Below are 19,157 nucleotides of genomic sequence, written 5' to 3'. Positions count from 1 at the left end.
ACCCCCGACGCGATCGTGGCCGACCTCCCCTACTTCTATCTGCCGCGCAACGAGCGCAAGGTCGCGGTCGCGAACGGCATCCTCCGCGAGGCGGCCGCCGAGCGGGGGCTCACGGTCGTCCCGCTGCACGAGGCTATGCGGCGGGAGGGGTGGCGCGGGGTGCTTCACCACTTCGCGGACGACTGGTTCCATCCGAACGACCGCGGTTACCGCGTGTGGGCATCCGCCTTCCTGCCCGCGGTCATCGAGCAGGCGACGGCGAAGTTCCCGCGGAGGACGGCCGACTAGTTGCCCGAGTCGTGCAGCGGCTCCGGGTGCGGAGCCAGGAACGACAGCACTCGCTCCCACGCGGGCGCGATGACGAGGTGGCCGGCCCCGGGCACCATCTCCATCCGGGAGTCCGGGATGGCCCGCTGGTACCAGGCAGCGTGGGCGTGGCCTGCGATCGGGTCGGCCTGGCCGGCGATGATGAGCGTCTTCGCCTGCACCGCTGACGGGTCGAAGCCCCACGGGCGGGCGGTGTAGCTGAGGATGTCGGCCGCGACGCCGCCGGGACCCTGACGGTACGCGTCCTTCAGCATCCGGCCGAGCCGGTCCTCCAGGCCGCGGCGGGCGAGCACCCCGGCGTCCACCGGGCTGACACCGAGCGCGTCGAGCGGGACGCCGCTCTCCAGGTCGGCGGCCCGCACCGTGTCGGCCTGGCCCTCGAGCATGGCCGACAGCCGGCTCCTCGCTTCGTCGGGCGACAGGCGGCCCAGCTCGTCGGACTGCTTCTGCAGCTCGGGCGGGATCCACGACACGTGCTCGTTCGGGGCGGGCGTCGCCACCACCGCGACGCGGTCGACCAGTTCGGGATGCCGCGCGGCGAACGCGAGGGCCACCCGGCCGCCGGCCGACCAGCCGGCGATGCCGATCGTCGGCGGACGGTTCACGCCGATCGGCGCCTCCAAGCGCTTCATCTCGCGGATGTACTCGGCGATGTCGTCGGCGGCGCCCACGATGCTCGGCCAGGAGCCGGCCGGCCAGGGGCGCTGGAGCCGTAGCCCGCCCGGTCGAGCGACACGATGTGGACGCCCCGGTTCGCCGACGCGTCCGGGTCGGGATCGAAGACCGACGAGCCGGGTGCGGGATGGCAGAACACGATGACACGCTCGGCGACCGGGTCGCCCAACGTGGTGACGCCGACACGCCGGCCCGAACGGAGGGTGAACGTCAAGTTGGCCATGCGGCCCATTGTGGCCCGGCGCACCGGCGGCGAAAACCCTCGCGTCGCGACGGGAGGAGATTCCGCGCGACACGCCGCCTCCGAACAGTCAGCGGAGCAGTCCTGCGGCGTGTCCTGCGGGAATCTCCTCCGCTGGCTGCTGTCCTGCAGCGAATCGGGCGCCGATCCCCTCCGCTGGCTGCGGCCCTGGAGGCCGTCCTAGAACGCCGCGTCCAGCTCGCGCTCCCGTGGGGTGGCGGCAGCCGTGAAGGCTACGCGCAGCGCCTCCCGCACGGTCTCGGCGCGCTGGTCGATGCGCGTCGCGAACCCGAGTCGGGCGGCCTCGGCGGCCCGCTGCTTGCCGCTGGACACCGGACGGATCTCCCCGCCAGGCTGATCTCCCCGAACGCGGCAAGCGTGTGCGGGATGGCCCGGTCCGTCGCCGCCGAGGCGACCGCCAGCGCGATGGCCAGGTCGGCGCCCGGCTCGGCCAGCCGCACACCGCCGACCGTGGACACGTACACGTCCTTGTCGCCGAGACGGATGCCTGCCCGCCGCTCCAGCACGGCGAGCAGCATCGCGACGCGTGAGGAGTCCACACCGTTCGTCACGCGCCGCGGGTTGGGCGCGGTGGTCGCCACGACGAGCGCCTGCACCTCCACCGGCAGCGGGCGCCTCCCCTCCATCGCCACGGTGACGCAGGTGCCGGACACCGGAGTCGTCGTGCGGCTGAGGAACAGCCCGCTCGGGTCCGGCACCTCGGCGATGCCGTCGCCGGCCATCTCGAAGCAGCCGACCTCGTCCGTCGGCCCGAACCGGTTCTTCAGCGCGCGCACGAACCGCAGCGCGGTCTGGCGGTCGCCCTCGAACTGGCACACGACATCCACCAGGTGCTCGAGCAGCCGCGGGCCGGCGATGGAGCCGTCCTTGGTCACATGCCCGACGATCAGCACGGGGAGATCGCGCTCCTTGGCCACCCGGATGAGCGTGCTGGCGACCTCGCGCACCTGGCTCGGACCTCCGGCGATGCCCTCCATCGAGCCGCTCGACACGGTCTGGACGGAGTCCACGATCACGAGCGACGGCTTCACCGCGTCGATCTGGCCGACGATGGTGGCCAGGTCGGTCTCGGAGGCGAGGAAGAGCTGGTCGTGGAGGGCGCCCGTGCGCTCGGCGCGCATCCGCACCTGGCTCACCGACTCCTCGGCGCTCACGTAGAGAACCGGGTCGCCCGCACGAGCGGCCCGGGAGGCCACCTCCAGCAGCAGCGTCGATTTGCCGACGCCGGGCTCACCGCTCAGCAGGATGGCCGCGCCCGGCACGATGCCGCCGCCCAGCACCCGGTCGAACTCGCCGATGCCGCTCGGCCGGCGCTCCGTCAGTTCCGTGCCGATCGAGGTGATCGCGCGCGCCGCCCGGTCCGCGCCGACGACGACCGGCTTCAGCGCACGCAGCACGCCCGTGGGCGCCGACGCCTCCGCGACCGTGCCCCACTCCTGGCATTCGCCGCATCGACCCGCCCACTTCACCGTCGTCCAGCCGCACTCGGTGCAGCGATACGTCACAGCGGCTTTTGCCACGGAACCTCCTCAGTCGCGCTCCACACTACTGTCGGCCACCGTCATCCGACGGAGGATCGCGGAACTCGTGGAGGAGTCGCCGCAGCACCCGACCTGTGGAGGACGAAACCATAGACTCAGTTCAGCGAGAACTGCTTCGTCGTCGCGGACGTGATGCCCGCGACCGACACCTGCAGGTGGTACGACGCTCCACCGGCGGGCACCTGCGCGCGCTGCGCCTGGCACGTCGACGGGTCGGAACGGGTGCGGTCCCAGGTGATCGGCGTCTGCGACGAGATCGTCTTGCCCGGCTGAAGCAGCACCTGCGCGTCGACCTTCGAGCTCTGGCAATCCGTCGACTTCCAGTACACCTCGGAGCCGCTGGTGATCGTGAACACCTGCTGGGCGGTGCCCGCGTCGATCACGCACGCGTTCGCCCCGGTGTTGGTCAGGGCGACGGAGAGCTGCGGGAGCTGGCCCGCGCCGTAGCCGGAGGCGTCCGTCACGGCCTCCACCTTGACATCGGCCGGCTTGCACGGCTGGCCGCTCGCGCTGGCGCTGGAGGTCGGGATGCTGGTCGCGGCGGCCGCAGTGGGCGCCGGGGTGTTCGTCGTGACGGGCGCCCTGGCGGGCTCGCCGCTGGACGAGCCGGGCCGGACCACGATCAGGACGATGACCACCACGACCGCGACGAGGCCGAGGAGGACGATGAGCCGGCGGCGCCAGTAGACGCCGCTCGGCTGCGGGCCGACAGGGTGCTTGAACGTCGACATGCCCGAAGGGTAGCGCCGACCCGCGACACGCCGGGGCAGGCGCGCTCAGAGACGCTTCAACATGCGCGTGTTTCCCAGGGTGTTGGGCTTCACGCGGGCGAGATCCAGGAACTCGGCGACACCCTCGTCGTGCGAGCGGACGAGCTCGGCGTAGAGCGTGGGGTCGACCGTCTCCGAGCCCATGTCCACGAAACCGTTGCGCTCGAAGAACCCGACCTCGAAGGTGAGGCAGAACAGGCGGCTCAGGCCCAGCTCCCGTGCGTCGCCCTCCAGCCGGCCGAGCAGGGCGCGGCCGACGCCGCGGCCGAGCCACTGATCCGCGACGGCGAGCGTCCGCACCTCCGCGAGGTCGCTCCACATGACGTGCAGCGCGCCGCAGCCGATCAGCTCGCCGTCTGCGGTCTCGGCGACGCGGAACTCCTGCACCGACTCGTAGAAGGTCACGGCCTCCTTGCCGAGCAGGATGCGTCGCTGCACCAACGGCTCCACGAGCTCCCGGATCCCCGGCACGTCCCCCGTCCGTGCTCGCCGAATCACATACCCGCCACCCTCAGAACTCACCCCACAACCCTACCGACCCCCGGCAGCCATCTCTTCCTCACTTCCTCCCGCAACACGCCGGCTGAAGGCGGGAGAAAGTGAGGAAGCGATAGTTGCGCGGGCGGGGACGGCGAAGGGCCGGCCACCGCAGAATGCGGAGGCCGGCCCTGGGGACGCTGTGCGTCAGTCCTTCGCGGCGAGGTCCGGGGTGGCCGGGCCGGTACCGATCGCGGCGGCGGCGTTCACGCCGGCGTTGACGGACTCCTTGCGGGTGGTCGTGGTGAACACGAAGTCGCCGTCCGTGAAGTCGACGTGCACGTGGTCGCCCGCGTTCAGCTCGCCGTGGAGGATCTTCTCGCTCAACCGGTCCTCGATCTCGTGCTGGACCGCGCGGCGCAGCGGCCGGGCTCCCAGCGTCGGGTCGAAGCCGACCTCGATCAGGCGCTCCTTGGCCGGGACCGCGAGCTCGATCGTCATGTCGCGGTCGAGCAGCCGGTCGGAGAGTCGCTTGATGAACAGATCCACGATCTGCAGCAGCTCCGCCTTGTTCAGCTGCGGGAACACGATGATCTCGTCCACGCGGTTGAGGAACTCCGGCTTGAAGTTCTTCTTGAGCTCCTCGTAGACCTTGCCGCGCATCCGGTCGTAGCCGGTGGTCGGGTCGCCCTCGATCTGGAAGCCGACGGGGCCGCCGGAGATGTCCTTCGTGCCGAGGTTCGTGGTCATGATGATCACGGTGTTCTTGAAGTCGACCACGCGGCCCTGACCATCCGTCAGACGTCCCTCCTCCAGAATCTGGAGCAGCGAGTTGAAGATGTCCGGGTGCGCCTTCTCGATCTCGTCGAACAGCACGACGCTGAACGGCTTGCGGCGGACCTTCTCGGTGAGCTGGCCGCCCTCCTCGAAGCCGACGAACCCGGGAGGGGCGCCGAACAGCCGGGAGACCGTGTGCTTCTCGCCGTACTCCGACATGTCGAGGGAGATCATCGCCGACTCGTCGTCGAACAGGAACTCCGCGAGCGCCTTGGCCAGCTCCGTCTTTCCCACACCGGTGGGGCCGGCGAAGATGAACGAGCCGGAGGGACGCTTCGGGTCCTTCAGACCGGCACGCGTGCGGCGGATCGTCTTGGACAGGGCCGAGATGGCCTCCTCCTGGCCGATGACGCGCTGGTGCAGCGCCTTCTCCATGTAGACCAGGCGGGCCGACTCCTCTTCGGTGAGCTTGAACACCGGGATGCCGGTGGCCTGTGCCAGCACCTCCGCGATCAGGCCCTCGTCGACCTCGGCCGTCGTCTTGACGTCGCCCGAGCGCCACTGCTTCTCGAGGCGCAGCCGCTCGCCGAGGAGGTTCTTCTCCTCGTCGCGCAGGGACGCGGCCTTCTCGAAGTCCTGGTCTTCGATCGCGGCCTCCTTCTGGGAGCGCACGGCGGCGATCTTGTCGTCGAACTCGCGCAGCTCCGGCGGGGCCGACAGGATCGACAGGCGCAGGCGGGCGCCGGCCTCGTCGATCAGGTCGATGGCCTTGTCCGGGAGGAAGCGGTCCTGGATGTAGCGGTCGGCGAGGTTCGCCGCGGCGACGATCGCGCCGTCGGTGATGGACACCTTGTGGTGCGCCTCGTAGCGGTCGCGCAGCCCCTTGAGGATGTTGATCGCGTGCGGCAGCGACGGCTCAGCCACCTGGATGGGCTGGAACCGGCGCTCGAGCGCGGCGTCCTTCTCGAAGTGCTTGCGGTACTCGTCGAGCGTGGTCGCGCCGATAGTCTGCAGCTCGCCGCGGGCCAGCAGCGGCTTGAGGATGCTGGCGGCGTCGATCGCGCCCTCCGCGGCGCCCGCGCCGACGAGGGTGTGGATCTCGTCGATGAAGGTGATGATGTCGCCGCGTGTGCGGATCTCCTTGGTGACCTTCTTCAGGCGCTCCTCGAAGTCGCCGCGGTAGCGGGATCCGGCGATGAGCGAACCGAGGTCGAGCGTGTAGAGCTGCTTGTCCTTCAGCGTCTCCGGCACGTCGCCGCGCACGATCGCCTGGGCGAGGCCTTCCACGACGGCGGTCTTGCCGACGCCGGGCTCGCCGATCAGCACGGGGTTGTTCTTCGAGCGGCGCGACAGGATCTGCATGACGCGCTCGATCTCTTTCTCGCGCCCGATCACCGGGTCGAGCTTGTTGTCGCGCGCGGCCTGCGTGAGGTTGCGGCCGAACTGGTCGAGGATCTGGCTGCCGGCCTGCGCGGTCGCCTGATCGTTGCCGCCCACCTGGACCTGCTCCTTGCCCTGGTAGCCGGAGAGGAGCTGGATGACCTGCTGGCGCACGCGGTTGAGGTCGGCGCCCAGCTTGACGAGCACCTGGGCGGCGACGCCCTCGCCCTCGCGGATGAGCCCGAGCAGGATGTGCTCGGTGCCGATGTAGTTGTGGCCGAGCTGGAGGGCCTCGCGCAGGCTGAGTTCGAGGACCTTCTTGGCCCGCGGGGTGAACGGGATGTGGCCGGTCGGCTGCTGCTGACCCTGGCCGATGATGTCCTGGACCTGCTCGCGGACGGCGTCCAGCGAGATACCGAGCGATTCCAGAGCCTTGGCGGCGACACCCTCACCCTCGTGGATCAGGCCGAGCAGGATGTGCTCCGTCCCGATGTAGTTGTGGTTGAGCATCTTGGCCTCTTCCTGGGCCAGGACGACGACGCGGCGAGCGCGATCGGTGAATCTCTCGAACATTTCTACTCCTCGCGACGCCGTTGCAGGGTCGGCGCCGATACATCGAGGGTAGCCGCGGCATCCCGTGCTGCGGAGGCATGTTCGCTGGAGGCGTGACGCCGTGTCAGCTGCGGAGGGCGGCGATCGTGAGGGTGGTGTCGGGGAGCTTGATGGTGACGTCCGAGCTCGTCTTCAGACCGCTGGGCGTGTCGAACACGGTGGTGTGCGGGACGATGTCGTGGGTGCAGACGCCTCCGGACGCGGGGGCGAGGGTGGCCTCCAACTGGTTGGAGGCGACGACCTTGACCGACTGCACCGTCGGCGGGCACGTGGAGCTGCCGTTGAGCACGATCCCGAACTGCTTGCCGTCCTGCAGCCAGGTCGCCCACGCGGCCCCGCCCGCGCTGCTGGCCGGAGGCTGGACGCCCTGCGGCTCGCCCGCGTAGTCCTTCGCGGGTTTCACCTGCGTGCTCGTGCATCCCGCGAGCAGCAGGGCCGCGGCCACGAGGGCGGCGGAGGCGGCGACGGCGGTCCGGGGGCGCGCTGCACGGTTCACGCGCTCATTCTAGGGGCGTCCTCCTGCGGGCGCGCCGATTCCGGGGAGAGTGGAAGCGGTATGCCGTCGGGCCGGCGCGTGCGCCTAGGATGCCGCCATGAGCAACCTCGAGCGCGACCCGGTGGAGGTCCTCGCGGGCGACGACCTGATCGTCGCCGACGCGGGGGTGGAAATCCTGGAGCCGCGCGAGGTTCCGCTCGGCGGCCCCCGCGCGATGACCGTGCGGCGCACCCTCCCGCAGCGCCGGCGCTCGCTGATCGGCGGCTGGTGCTTCGTCGACCACTACGGCCCCGACGACGTCTCGCTGACCGGTGGGATGCAGGTCCCGCCGCATCCGCACACGGGGCTGCAGACGGTGAGCTGGCTGTTCGAGGGCGAGATCGACCACCGCGACAGCGTGGGGAGCCATGCGCTGGTGCGGCCGGGCGAGCTCAACCTGATGACCGCGGGGCGCGGGATCAGCCACTCGGAGGTGTCCACGCCGGGGACGCAGCGACTGCACGGCGTCCAGCTCTGGGTGGCGCTGCCTCGCGCGTCGAAGGATGTCCCCCCTTCTTCGAGCACCACGTCCCGTCGCCCGCCGCGCTCGGGGACGCGACGGTGCGGGCGTTCGTGGGCGCTCTGGCCGGGAGCGGGACGCCGGCGACCGTGTTCTCTCCGCTGGTCGGCGCCGAACTCGACGTGCCGGCCGGGACGCGCGTGACCGTCCCGCTCGATCCCGCGTTCGAGCACGGCGTGCTGGTGGACACCGGTGAGGTGACGGTTGCGGGTGCGGCCGTCCCGGTCGCCCATCTCGCGTACCTCTGCCCGGGGCGCGACGCGGTGGAGGTGGAGGCCGGCCCGGCGGGGCCGGCGCGCCTCCTGCTGCTCGGCGGCGAGCCGCTGGGCGAGGAGATCGTGATGTGGTGGAACTTCATCGGCCGCAGCCACGAGGACGTGGTCGCGGCGCGCGCCGAGTGGCAGCGCGACGTGATCGACGGGGAGGACCCGGACGGCCGGTTCGGGACCGTGCGCGGCTACGACGGGGGCGCACTGCCGGCCCCGGCGCTGCCGACGGTGCGGTTGAAGCCCCGGGGGTAACGGAGGAGATCCGGCCCGACACGCCGGGCAGCAGCAGCCAACGGAGGACATCCGGCTCCGGTGTGCCCAGATCTCCTCCGGTTGCGACGGCGGTTAGTGGCGGGGAGAGGGGGCGGGTCTCCTCCGTGGCCGACGCTATTGCAGGGCGGAGGTGAGCCGGGCGACGTTGTCGAGCACGGTGGAGCGGAGGGGCTGCTTCATCCACTCGTCCAGGGTCAGCTCGCGGCTTTCGCGGCGGTAGCCGTCCTCGACCTCGCGCATCTGCTCCACGAACGAACGGCCGCGCACCATCAGCGAGACCTCCATGTTGAGCAGGAAGGAGCGCATGTCCATGTTGCTCGACCCGATGACGGCGACGTCGTCATCGATCGTGAAGTGCTTGGCGTGGAGGATGTACGGCGCCTTGTACATCCAGATCCGCACGCCCGCTCGCAGCAACGCTTCGTAGTACGAGCGCTGGGCGTGGTAGACCAGCGCCTGGTCGCCGATCTCGGAGACGAACAGGTCGACGGCGATGCCGCGCTGGGTGGCGGTCGTGATGGCCGTGAGCATGGCCTCGTCTGGCACGAAGTAGGGGGACGTGATGACGATGCGCTCCTGCGCGTAGTACAGCAGCGCGAGGAACAGCCGGAGGTTGTTCTCGCCCGCGAACCCGGGGCCGGACGGCACCACCTGGGCGTCCAGCTCCTCCGGGTCGTTCGCGTTCTGGACGTCCTCGTCGGTGATCGGCTCGGTCTCGCGGCGGAGCAGCTCGTCGGTCTCGCTGTACCAGTCGGTGATGAAGATCGCGTTCAGACCGGCGACGATGGGGCCCTCGAGCCGGACGATGAGCTCCTTCCATTTGAGCCCGCGCCGGATGTTGGACTTCTTGTTGTAGCTGCGGTCGATGACGTTCTGCGACCCCATGAACGCCACCCGGCCGTCCACGATGAGCAGCTTGCGGTGGTTGCGGAGGTCCGGGCGCTGGTACTTGCCCTTGAACGGCTGCACCGGCAGCATCAGGTGCCACTTCGCGCCCATCGCGGTCAGGCGCTTGATGGTGGCCTTGTAGTCCGGCGTGCGCACCGACGCGATGTGGTCGAGCAGCACGCGCACGACGACCCCGCGGGCGACCGCGGCCTCCATCGCCTCGAAGAACGGGGCGGTCGTCTTGTCGAGGGTGAGGATGTAGAACTCGACGTGCACGTACCGCTTGGCCTTCGCGATCGCGGCCGTCATCGACGCCAGCGACTCGTCGTAGTGCCCGTCGAGGGAGGCCCGGTTGCCGCCGACCAGCGGCATCGCGCCGAGGTTGCGGTTGAGCTCCACCACCGACTCCAACCACGGCGGCCACGGGTGGTCGCGGCGCACGCGCTCGATGCCCTCGGTGCTGTCGATGATGAAGCGGTTGATCTCGTCCTGCTTCTCCCGGCGCTTCTTCGGGAGCTTGTAGCTGCCGATCAGCAGGAAGAACAGCACGCCGATGTACGGGATGAGGAAGATGGCCAGCAGCCAGGCCGTCGCGGAGGTCGGCTTGCGGTTGCGCGGGACGACGATGATGGCGATGACGCGGATGACGAAGTCGAGGAGCAGTGCGAGGACGACGATCGTCGTGGTCAGCAAACCCGCGTCCATCCATCCCCCTCCGGCGTCAGGCGTCGAGGACCGGAATGTACGCCCTCTCCGCTAACCGTAGTGGGCGCTATGACTTGGGGGCGAGTCCGCGGCGGGCGCGCTCCTCGTTCTCCATGCGGGAGTACACCGTGCGTTCGGTGCGGTCGGCCCGCACGATGGCGCGCATGATCACCCAGAACAGCAGGCCGACGAGCACGGTCGGGGCCAGCGACCAGACGATTCCACCGATGATGTCTCCCATAGCGGGATAATGGTACCTCCCGCACATGTGAAACCGACTCCCCGGAGCAGCACCACGCCTCCCTTCCTCGTCTTCCTCAGCACCTGGTCCTTCGACCCGGCGGCCGCGGTCGTGCTCGTCGCGGCGGCGGCCCTGTACCTCGGTGGCGTCCTGTCGCTCCGGCGACGCGGTCACCACTGGCCGGCGCGGCTGACCTGGATGTACCTGCTGCTCGGGCTCGGCTCGTACGCCGTCATCTCGTTCGGCTTCCTGGGCGCCGAGAGCAGGGAGCTGCGCTGGGCGTTCACGACCCGGATCGCGCTGCTGCTGTTCGTCGTCCCGGCCCTGGTGAGCCTCGGGAGGCCGATCGCGCTCGCCCGGGTGGCGCTCGGGCCCGTCGGTCGGTCCCGCACCGACCGGTTCCTGCAGTCGCGCCCGGTGCGGCTGTTCGGCAACGCGATCTTCGCGACGGTCTTCGCCTGCGCGGCGTTCATGATCTTCCTGACGCCGGTCGCGGCGGTCCTCCGCGACTCGCCCTGGTCGGAGTGGACCATCTCGGTGCTGGTGCCGCTCGCGGGTCTGCTGATGGTGCTGCCGATCGCGGCCCACTCGGTGATGCACACCAGCTTCTTCATCACGGTGGAGTTCCTGCTGGCCTTCGTCGCGCTGCTGCTCGACGCCATCCCGGGCCTGCTGCTGCGGCTCAACGACGCGGTGCTCGACCACGCGCCCGCGATCGTGGGACCGTTGCCGTTCTGGTTCCCCAACGCCTTGCACGACCAGCACCTGTCCGGCGACTTCCTCTGGTTCATCGCCGAGGTCGCGGACGTCCCGATCCTGGTCATCCTGTTCATCCGGTGGATGCGCCTCGACCGTCGGGAGAGCAGGAAGCTGGACGAGCTCAGCGACGAGGAGATGGAGGCGCTCACGCAGGCGCACCTCCGCCAGCGCGGCTGAGCCCCTCGGCGGTTACTTGACCAGCGGGAAGAGGATCGTCTCGCGGATGCCGAGGCCGGTCAGTGCCATGAGCAGCCGGTCGATGCCCATGCCCATGCCGCCCGTCGGGGGCATCCCGAACTCGAGCGCGCGCAGGAACTCCTCGTCCAGCCGCATCGCCTCGTCGTCGCCCGCGGCCGCGAGGCGCGCCTGCTCCACGAAGCGCTCGCGCTGCACGACCGGGTCGATCAGCTCGGAGTAGCCCGTCGCCAGCTCGAAGCCGCGCGTGTACAGGTCCCACTTCTCCACGACGCCCTCGCGCGAGCGGTGGGCGCGCACGAGCGGGCTGGTGTCGACCGGGAAGTCCATGACGAAGGTCGGGCGCACGAGCCCCGACTTCACGTGGTGCTCCCACAGCTCCTCGACGTACTTGCCGGGCAGCGGGTGCGGTACCTCGATCTCGGCCTCGGCGGCGAGCTCCCGCAACCGCGACATCGGGGTCTCCGGCGTGATCTCCTCGCCGACCGCCTCCGAGAGGCTGTCGTACATGCGGATGCGGTCCCACTGGCCGCCCAGGTCGTACTCGGTGCCGTCGGCCCAGGTGACCACGTGCGAACCGGAGACGGCGACCGCCGCGTCCTGGATGAGCTGCTGGGTCAGGTCGGCGATCGAGTTGTAGTCGCCGTAGGCCTGGTAGGCCTCCAGCATCGCGAACTCGGGCGAGTGCGTGGAGTCCGCGCCCTCGTTGCGGAAGTTGCGGTTGATCTCGAACACCCGGTCGATGCCGCCGACGACGGCGCGCTTGAGGTACAGCTCCGGTGCGATGCGCAGGAACAGCTCGGTGTCGAACGCGTTGGAGTGCGTGACGAACGGGCGGGCGGAGGCGCCGCCGTGCATCACCTGCAGCATCGGGGTCTCGACCTCCACGAAGCCCTGGCCTGCGAAGGTGCTGCGGAGGCTCGCGACGGCCGCGGCGCGGTCGAGGACGTTGCGGCGGGCCTGCTCGCGCGCGATCAGGTCGAGGTAGCGCGAGCGGACGCGCGTCTCCTCGTTGAGCTCGTTGTGGAGGTTCGGCAGCGGCAGGATCGCCTTGGACGCGATCTCCCAGCCGCGGACCATGATGGACAGCTCGCCGCGGCGGCTGGAGATGACCTCGCCCGAGACGAAGACGTGGTCGCCGAGGTCGACCAGCTCCTTCCAGCGGGCCAGCGACTCCTCGCCCACCTCGGCGAGGGAGACCATCGCCTGGAGGCGCGAGCCGTCGCCGGCCTGCAGCACCGCGAAGCAGAGCTTGCCGGTGTTGCGCTGGTGGACGACGCGGCCGGCGAGGCCGACCGTCTCCCCGGAGGTCTGGTCGGCCTCCAGGTGGCCCCAGGCCGCGCGCACCTCCGGGATGGTCGTCGTCACCGGCACCTGCACCGGGTAGGCGCCGCCGCCCGCGTCGCCGGCCTCGGCGATGAGGCGCTCGCGCTTGGCCAGGCGGACGGCCTTCTGCTCGCTGATCTCGTCGGCGGTCAGGTCGCCGTCGGCGTTGAGGTCGGTGGCGGGCGCTTCGGTCATCGTGTCTTTCCGTTCCGGCGGTTCAGTGCGGTGGAGGGCGGCGGTTCTGTGCGTGGAGGTCGTGCGGCTCTGTGAGGCTCAGCCCACCGTGATGCGTGCGTTGTCGATCAGGCGGGTGGAGCCGACGCGGGCGGCGATCAGCAGGAGCGCGGGACCGTGGAGGTCCGCACCCGCTTCGAGGAAGGTGTCCTGATCGACGATCGCGAGATAGTCCAGTTTAACGACCGGCTCGGCCTCCACGCGCGCGGTCGCCGCTTCGAGAGCTGCGGCCACTCCCCCGGAGGCGGCGGACGCGCCGGCGGCGAGCGCCTGCGACAGTGCGATGGCGGCTCTGCGCTGGTCGTCGTCCAGGTAGCGGTTGCGGCTGGAGAGGGCGAGGCCGTCGTCCTCCCGCACGGTGTCGACCACGGCGATTCTGACCGGCAGGTCGAGGTCGTCGACCATGCGGCCCACGAGGTGCACCTGCTGGGCGTCCTTCTGGCCGAACACGGCGACGTCCGGCTGGACGATGTTGAGCAGCTTGGCGACGACGGTCAGCATCCCGTCGAAGTGGCCGGGACGCGAGGCTCCCTCGAACAGCCGGCCGACCGCGCCCGCGGTGACCCGCGTGGAGGTCGGGCCGCCCGGGTACATCTCGGCCGCGGTCGGGGCGAAGACCAGGTCGGCGAGGCCTTCCAGCGCGGCGACGTCGGCGTCGAGGGTGCGCGGGTAGCGGTCGAGATCCTCGTCCGGGCCGAACTGCAGCGGGTTGACGAAGATCGAGACGACCACGATGCCGCCCAGGTCGCGGGCCCGGCTCACCAGACTCAGGTGGCCGCGGTGGAGGGCGCCCATCGTCGGGACCAGCACGACCCGGCCCGCGGGGGCGTCGGCGGGACCCTCGAGCGCGGCCTCGCGCCTGGCGTGCGCCACCCGCTCGCGCAGTTCGGCGATGGTGGTCACGACATCGGGCATGACGGTCCTCTCGGGGTGGTTGCGGTATGGCGGGTGGTTGCGGTGAGGCCGGGGTGGTTGCGGTGAGGCCGGGGTGGCGGCGGTGAGATCCGGAGCGCCGGTCCGGTGACGGCGACCCGGCCGCATCCAGGCTACTCGCCGCGGAGGTACCAGCCGCGTCCGTCGTCGCCGGGGTCGCCCTCCGCGGGGCCGTCGTCCGCGCCGCCGAGCGCCTCCAGCACGTCGCCGACGTCGAGCGCGGTCGGCGCCCCGGCGCGGGTCAGGGCGTTGTCGACGGCCGAGCGCAGCAGCGAGCTGAGGAACGATCCCGGGTTCTCCACTCCGATCCCGGCGAGGATGCCGGTGGACTGCTCCACGATCGAGCGCGAGAACGCGGTCGCCGTCGCGATCGCTTCCGCGTAGGCGGGGCGGTCCGCCTCCGCGATCACGACCGGCTCGCCACCCATCTCGACCACGAGGGCCTGCGCGATCGGGAGCACCGGGGTGGGCGCGGTGACGGCGAACCAGCTCTCCGCCAGCCGGGCGAGGTCGAGGCTGGTGCCGGTGAACTCCAGGGCCGGGTGCACCGCGAGGGGATGGCGCCGGCCTCCGCCGCCGGGCGTAACACCTCGACACCGTACGACGGCGCGGTGTGCAGCACGAGCTGGCCGGGCTGCCAGGTCCCGGTCGCCGCGAGGCCGGAGACGAGGCCGGGCAGTTCGCGGTCGGGGACGGCGAGGATGACGAGCTCGCTGCGCTCCACCAGGGTCGGGACCTCCAGGATCGGCGCCTGCGGGAGCATCGCGTGGGCTCGCTCGCGGCTCTCGGCCGACACCGCGGAGATGCCCACGATCGCGTGGCCCGCCCCGGCGAGCGCGGCGCCGAGCACCGGGCCGACGCGTCCGGCGCCGACGATGCCGAGGCCGAGACGGCCGGAGCGGCGGGTGGTGTCGTTCATGCGTCCCCCTCTGTCGGTCGCTGTTCGGTGGTGGAGTCGGCCCTCGAGTCGGCGCGGACCGCCCCGTAGTCGCCGGGCCGCGCCACGACGTCGGGTCGCGCCACGACATCCGGCCGCGCCACGACGTCCGGCCGCACGCCGGCCTCCGGCCGCACGACGACCTCCGGCTGCACGACGACCTCCGGCTGCAGCCGCCAGCGATGGCTGCGGTCGGTCGCCGCGGCCTGCACCGCGCGCGCCGAGACCGTCTCGAAGAGTTCCTCGCCGGCCGCGGCGTCCATCGCGCCCAGCCGCGGATGCACCGGGCCGGACACCGTGTGGAAACGCGCCTCCGCCAGTCCGAGCAGCCGATCGAGAGGGCCTTGCTGCAGTTCCAGGCTCTGCAGCCGGGCCAGCGGCACCACCGCGAGGCTCCGCCAGACGAAGCCACGGCGCAGCAGCACGGCGCCGTCCACCATCCGGAAGCCGGTCCGCTGCCACGACAGCGGCCGCAGCCAGATCGCGCGGCGCGGGCTGCCGGTGAACGCGTCGCGGCCACGGGAGGTCATGCCCTCCAGGATCGCGGCGCTGTGCTCCGCAGTGAACGCCGGCAGCACCAGCGACAGCACCTTCGCCACGTCGGCCTGGTCGCCGACCGGCAGCATGGTCGTGTTCGGCTGGCCGGCCGCGCCCTTCTCACGCGTGTGGCCGGCCGTGTCGATGCGGATCTGCCACCAGCCGAACGGCCGCCACAGCAGCGGCTGCAGCACCTCGACCGCGTGGATGCGGCCGGGCGGCAGCGTCTCGTTGCTCACGGTGAGCAGCCCGAAGCCGACCCGGACGCCGTCCGGGGTGCCCGCGATCGAGTACCGCAACGACTTGGTGAACCGGTTGATGTAGAAGCTCGCCGAGCCGAGCAGGCCGGGGAGCACGACGATCAGCAGCCAGGGCGCGCCGCCCGCCGAGCCGATCACCAGCAGGACGATCACGGCGAGGACGAACACCGTGAACCCGCTCAGCACGAGTGAGCCGGCGAGCCGCAGCGGCGGGATCTTCACCACCGACTCGGGCGGCGCGGCGTTCGGGTCGAGCTCGGGCGCGAGGAAGTCGTCGATGCGCCGGCTGACGAAGTCGCCGACCTGCGTGGCACGGGAGGTTGGCGCACCGGTCGGAGCCGGCGCCGCGGCCTCCGCCTCCCGGACACCCGACGCGAGCCGCAGCACGTCCGACCGCAGGCCGTCGGCCAGCGCCGAGCCGAGGTACGCCAGCGTCACGTTCGCGTCGTGGCCGGCCACGGAGATCTCCAGCTTCGCCGCCCCGAAGATGCGCGCGAGCAGCGGCCGCACCACGTTGATGCCCTGGATGCGGTCGAGCCGGGCTTTGCGCTGGGTGCGGAACAGGATGCCGCTGCGCACCTCCACCGCGTCGCCGGTGATCCGGAAGCTGTGCATCCGCCACGACACATAGAACGCGGCCAGGCAGCCGAGCAGCACGACAGCGACGCCGAGCAGCGCCCAGCCCTCCCAGCCGTGGTTGTAGATCGCGTCGATCGGGTCGCCGCCGAGGTCGGGCGCTCCGACGAAGAAGCCCACCAGCCGCTCGCGGAGGTTGGAGAGCACGAAGCCCAGGACCGCGATGAAGACGATGCCGCCGCGCAGCAGCGGCGTCGCGGGGTGGAGGCGGTGCCACTCGCCGTCGGTGAAGCGCTCGGCCGCGCGCTCGGCGGCGTTGAGGGGGCCGCCCGGGAGCGGTGCGCCCGGCACGCCGCCCTGCGGCACTCCGCCCTGCGGCACTCCGCCCTGCGGCACTCCGCCGGGCCCCGGGATGGTCACAGTCCCGCCCGGCGGCTCTCCGCCAGCTCCACCAGCCGGTCACGCAGCGCCGCGGCCTGCGGCTCCGGGAGGCCGGGGACGACGACGTTCGTCGACGCCGCCGCGGTCACGAACTTGAGGTCGGCCAGCCCGAGCATCCGCCCGACCGGCCCGCGCGTGATGTCGATGAGCTGCATGCGGCCGTACGGCACGGACACGAAGCGCTGGAACATGATTCCGCGCCGGAACAGGAGGTCGTCGGCGCGCAGGATGTACCCGATCGACCGGGTGCGCCGGTTCGCGATGAACAGCCCGATGAGCGTCGCGACCACGACGACGACCAGCAGGGTCCACGCCCACGACCACCCGGCGACCAGCCAGAGGAACACCGACCCGGCGCTCAGCACGACCCCGCTGAGGAGGGTGCTGACGACGACCACGACCACGTACTTCGGCGAGACGCGGTTCCACTCCCCGACGGTGAGGTCAATGCGAGCGGACACGGGCGGTCTCCGGGTCGTCGTCGTTGTCGTCGGGCGGGAGGGTGCAGAAGAACTCGGCGACGAGGCCAGCGACGAGCAGGATGACAGCGCCCGCCGTGCCCAGCGCGGTCAGCAGCACCGCGTTCGAGGCGGGAAGCACATCCCGGGTGAGGATGTAGACCAGGATGCCGGCGCCCGCGCCGGTCAGCAGGGCGCCGCTCAGACTGCACGCCTTGGCGAAGACGACGATCCGCATCGCCTGGAACGGGTCGATTCGGTGCGAGCTGCGGCCGCGCACGGCACGCCGGATCGGGACGGCGAAGGCGACCACGATGATGGCGACCGCGACCAGCGTGATCGGCAGCGTCAGCGGCGGCACGAACACGGTGAGGCCGGTGCCGGACGCCGCCAGCTCCCCGAGGAAGCCCACGACCAGTCCGAGCACCCCGAGGCCGATCAGGGAGGTGGGTCGCGTTCGCTTCATGCGTCGCCGTCCTCGTACAGCGTTACCGGGTCGGTCGTTCCCGTCACGAGCGCGGCCACCGGACCGTAGCCCGGCAGCACCGCCTCCGGGTCCACGTCGAGCCACGGCACCAGCACGAAGGCGCGCTCGTGCGCCCGCGGGTGCGGCAGGACGATGCGCGGGTCGTCGTCGGCGACGATCCCCTGGTAGTCGACGATGTCGATGTCGATGGTGCGGTCGCCCCAGCGCTCCTCGCGCACGCGGCCGAGGGCGTCCTCCACCTGGTTGACCGCGGCCAGCAGCGCCAGCGGGTCGAGGATCGTGTTGATCAGCGCGACGGCGTTGAGGTAGGCCGGCGCCTCCTCGTCGATGCCCTCCGGCTTGAGCGCGGGCGTCTCGTACAGCCGGGACACGGCCTCGACGCGGAGACCTGGATCGTCCGCGAGCAGGCGCAGCGCCTCCCGGACGGTGGCCACGCGGTCGCCCAGGTTGCTGCCGAGGGCGAGCACCGCCGGCACGCCCACGCGCAGACGCTCGGGCCGCGGCCTCATGGCCGGCCTCGCCGGATGCGCACGGCGACGTCGCCGAACGGCACCTCGATCGGAGCGTCCGGCTTGTGGACGGTGACGTCGACCGAGTGCACCGGATCGTGCGCGAGCACCACCCCGGCCACGCGCTCCGCGACCGTCTCGATGAGGTCGACCGGGTCGCGGCGGACCGCATCGGCGATCTCCGTCGCCAACTCGCCGTAGTGGACCGTGCGGGCGAGGTCGTCGGAGCCCGCGGACGGCGACAGGTCGAGGTGGGCGGTCACGTCCACGACGAAGTCCTGGCCGTTCTCGCGCTCGAAGTCGTATACCCCGTGGTGCGCCCGCACGCGCAGCCCGGTCAGCACGATCGCGTCCGTCGGCGTGCGCGAGACGGACACGGCAGCGGAATCAGTCATCGCGTCCAGCTTGCCACGCCTCCACGACATCCAGGGCCATCCGCGTCGACGCCACGTCGTGCACCCGCACCGCCCAGACCCCGGCCTGCGCGGCGAGCGCGGAGATGACCGCGGTCGGCGCGTCCCGATCCTCGACGGTTGCGCCCTCGCCGAGGAGCGTACCGAGGAAGCGCTTGCGCGACGCGCCGATGAGCACGGGGTAGCCGAGAGTCTCGAACTCGTGGAGGCCGGCGAGCACCTGCCAGTTGTGCTGCGCGTTCTTCGAGAAGCCGAGGCCGGGGTCCAGCACGAGCTTGGCCGGATCGATGCCGTGCTCGAGGAGGCTGGTGACGCGGGCGGACAGCTCCGACCGCACCTCCGCGACGGTGTGGCTGTAGACCGCGCGCGAGTCGCTCGCGTCGAGCCGGCCGCGCCAGTGCATGACGACGTACTGGAGCCCGGTGTCGAGCACGGCGTCCGGCATGCCGGCGTCGGCCAGGCCGCCGGAGACGTCGTTGATGATCGCGGCGCCCGCGTCGGCGGCGGCGCGCGCCGTGGAGGCGTTGAGGGTGTCGACGCTGACCGTCACACCGTGCTCGGCGAGGGTGCGGATGACGGGGACGACGCGGGCGCGCTCCTCCTCCGGGTCGACGCGCAGCGCGCCGGGCCGGGTGGACTCGCCGCCGACGTCGATCAGGTCGGCGCCCTGAGCGACGAGTTCGAGCGCGTGCGCGACCGCGGCCTCCGGCTCCAGCCACAGGCCGCCGTCGCTGAACGAGTCGGGCGTCACGTTGAGGACGCCCATGATGAGCGTCACGAGCGCCGGCCCCTCCGCGATTCGGCACGAATGTCGCGTTCTCCGGCGCGAAAGTCGACATT

The 19,157-nt window shown here is 71.3% G+C and carries 20 protein-coding genes and 2 pseudogenes; 3 read left to right on the top strand and 19 right to left on the bottom strand.

Annotated elements, in window-relative coordinates; all coding sequences use genetic code 11:
• The first annotated feature begins 15 nt into the window (after window positions 1–15).
• Window positions 16–288 carry an SGNH/GDSL hydrolase family protein gene (locus tag ACR5MH_RS19015; protein ID WP_433862693.1) on the top strand — a complete coding sequence of 91 codons (273 nt, stop codon included), beginning with the start codon at window positions 16–18 and terminating at the stop codon, window positions 286–288.
• Here the strand turns inward: ACR5MH_RS19015 and ACR5MH_RS19010 are convergent.
• From ACR5MH_RS19010 to ACR5MH_RS18980, 7 genes and pseudogenes are all read right to left on the bottom strand, one after another.
• Complete coding sequence (locus tag ACR5MH_RS19010; protein WP_433862064.1) at window positions 285–998, bottom strand: alpha/beta fold hydrolase; 714 nt, start codon at window positions 996–998, stop codon at window positions 285–287. The two genes, ACR5MH_RS19015 and ACR5MH_RS19010, sit on opposite strands and share 4 nt — an antisense overlap.
• Window positions 956–1,225, bottom strand: a complete 270-nt coding sequence (locus ACR5MH_RS19005; RefSeq protein WP_433862063.1) for a hypothetical protein — start codon at window positions 1,223–1,225, stop codon at window positions 956–958. Before ACR5MH_RS19005 ends, ACR5MH_RS19010 begins: the two co-directional genes overlap by 43 nt.
• Window positions 1,226–1,423: 198 nt before the next feature.
• A pseudogene (radA, locus tag ACR5MH_RS19000) lies at window positions 1,424–2,784 on the bottom strand (DNA repair protein RadA).
• 116 nt (window positions 2,785–2,900) lie between these two features.
• On the bottom strand, window positions 2,901–3,536 hold the full coding sequence (locus tag ACR5MH_RS18995; protein WP_431348606.1) for a hypothetical protein: 636 nt from the start codon (window positions 3,534–3,536) through the stop codon (window positions 2,901–2,903).
• A 45-nt stretch (window positions 3,537–3,581) separates the two neighbouring features.
• Window positions 3,582–4,097 carry an amino-acid N-acetyltransferase gene (locus ACR5MH_RS18990; protein WP_431348605.1) on the bottom strand — a complete coding sequence of 172 codons (516 nt, stop codon included), beginning with the start codon at window positions 4,095–4,097 and terminating at the stop codon, window positions 3,582–3,584.
• A 162-nt stretch (window positions 4,098–4,259) separates the two neighbouring features.
• Window positions 4,260–6,782 carry an ATP-dependent Clp protease ATP-binding subunit gene (locus tag ACR5MH_RS18985; protein WP_433862061.1) on the bottom strand — a complete coding sequence of 841 codons (2,523 nt, stop codon included), beginning with the start codon at window positions 6,780–6,782 and terminating at the stop codon, window positions 4,260–4,262.
• Between the two features lie 103 nt (window positions 6,783–6,885).
• Window positions 6,886–7,317: a hypothetical protein gene (locus ACR5MH_RS18980; RefSeq protein WP_433862060.1), complete on the bottom strand. Its 432-nt coding sequence runs from the start codon at window positions 7,315–7,317 to the stop codon at window positions 6,886–6,888.
• Between the two features lie 97 nt (window positions 7,318–7,414).
• Between ACR5MH_RS18980 and ACR5MH_RS18975 the strand changes: the two are divergent.
• Window positions 7,415–8,397 (top strand): annotated as a pseudogene (locus ACR5MH_RS18975) (pirin family protein).
• A 135-nt stretch (window positions 8,398–8,532) separates the two neighbouring features.
• Here the strand turns inward: ACR5MH_RS18975 and cls are convergent.
• Both cls and ACR5MH_RS18965 read right to left on the bottom strand, forming a co-directional pair.
• The gene (gene cls, locus ACR5MH_RS18970) at window positions 8,533–10,011 is read right to left on the bottom strand and encodes a cardiolipin synthase (protein ID WP_431348602.1); all 1,479 of its coding nucleotides are present in this window, start codon (window positions 10,009–10,011) and stop codon (window positions 8,533–8,535) included.
• Between the two features lie 67 nt (window positions 10,012–10,078).
• Window positions 10,079–10,252: a hypothetical protein gene (locus ACR5MH_RS18965; RefSeq protein WP_431348601.1), complete on the bottom strand. Its 174-nt coding sequence runs from the start codon at window positions 10,250–10,252 to the stop codon at window positions 10,079–10,081.
• Window positions 10,253–10,279: 27 nt separating this feature from the next.
• Between ACR5MH_RS18965 and ACR5MH_RS18960 the strand changes: the two genes are divergently transcribed.
• Complete coding sequence (locus tag ACR5MH_RS18960) at window positions 10,280–11,188, top strand: cytochrome c oxidase assembly protein (protein ID WP_433862059.1); 909 nt, start codon at window positions 10,280–10,282, stop codon at window positions 11,186–11,188.
• A gap of 12 nt (window positions 11,189–11,200) precedes the next feature.
• Here the strand turns inward: ACR5MH_RS18960 and lysS are convergent, their stop codons facing one another.
• The 10 genes from lysS to folP all read right to left on the bottom strand — a co-directional run bounded on the left by lysS (window position 11,201) and on the right by folP (window position 19,095).
• Entirely contained in the window at window positions 11,201–12,727 is a 1,527-nt protein-coding gene (gene lysS, locus ACR5MH_RS18955) for a lysine--tRNA ligase (protein ID WP_431348599.1), read from the bottom strand.
• A 78-nt stretch (window positions 12,728–12,805) separates the two neighbouring features.
• Entirely contained in the window at window positions 12,806–13,681 is an 876-nt protein-coding gene (gene panC, locus ACR5MH_RS18950; RefSeq protein WP_433862057.1) for a pantoate--beta-alanine ligase, read from the bottom strand.
• A gap of 131 nt (window positions 13,682–13,812) precedes the next feature.
• Window positions 13,813–14,127, bottom strand: coding sequence for a DUF2520 domain-containing protein (locus ACR5MH_RS18945; RefSeq protein ID WP_433862672.1), 315 nt, complete (start codon window positions 14,125–14,127; stop codon window positions 13,813–13,815).
• Entirely contained in the window at window positions 14,106–14,618 is a 513-nt protein-coding gene (locus tag ACR5MH_RS18940) for an NAD(P)-binding domain-containing protein (RefSeq protein WP_433862056.1), read from the bottom strand. The genes ACR5MH_RS18945 and ACR5MH_RS18940 overlap by 22 nt, the downstream gene beginning before the upstream one ends.
• Entirely contained in the window at window positions 14,615–16,429 is a 1,815-nt protein-coding gene (locus ACR5MH_RS18935) for a PH domain-containing protein (protein ID WP_431348598.1), read from the bottom strand. The genes ACR5MH_RS18940 and ACR5MH_RS18935 overlap by 4 nt, the downstream gene beginning before the upstream one ends.
• Window positions 16,426–16,911, bottom strand: a complete 486-nt coding sequence (locus ACR5MH_RS18930) for a PH domain-containing protein (RefSeq protein WP_431348597.1) — start codon at window positions 16,909–16,911, stop codon at window positions 16,426–16,428. Before ACR5MH_RS18930 ends, ACR5MH_RS18935 begins: the two co-directional genes overlap by 4 nt.
• A complete protein-coding gene (locus tag ACR5MH_RS18925; RefSeq protein ID WP_431348596.1) occupies window positions 16,895–17,374 on the bottom strand; it encodes a DUF3180 domain-containing protein in 480 nt (159 codons plus the stop codon). The genes ACR5MH_RS18930 and ACR5MH_RS18925 overlap by 17 nt, the downstream gene beginning before the upstream one ends.
• Window positions 17,371–17,904, bottom strand: a complete 534-nt coding sequence (gene folK, locus ACR5MH_RS18920) for a 2-amino-4-hydroxy-6-hydroxymethyldihydropteridine diphosphokinase (RefSeq protein WP_431348595.1) — start codon at window positions 17,902–17,904, stop codon at window positions 17,371–17,373. The genes ACR5MH_RS18925 and folK overlap by 4 nt, the downstream gene beginning before the upstream one ends.
• Window positions 17,901–18,299, bottom strand: coding sequence for a dihydroneopterin aldolase (gene folB, locus ACR5MH_RS18915; protein ID WP_431348594.1), 399 nt, complete (start codon window positions 18,297–18,299; stop codon window positions 17,901–17,903). The genes folK and folB overlap by 4 nt, the downstream gene beginning before the upstream one ends.
• Window positions 18,292–19,095 (bottom strand): dihydropteroate synthase, encoded by an 804-nt coding sequence (gene folP, locus ACR5MH_RS18910; RefSeq protein WP_431348593.1) that lies wholly within the window; start codon window positions 19,093–19,095, stop codon window positions 18,292–18,294. Before folP ends, folB begins: the two co-directional genes overlap by 8 nt.
• Window positions 19,096–19,157: the final 62 nt, after the last annotated feature.

It is taken from the genome of Streptomyces sp. L7 (assembly GCF_050990935.1).
In the GTDB taxonomy this organism is placed as follows: Bacteria; Actinomycetota; Actinomycetes; order Actinomycetales; family Microbacteriaceae; genus Leifsonia.
This window is presented reverse-complemented; position numbering and strand designations above follow the sequence as displayed.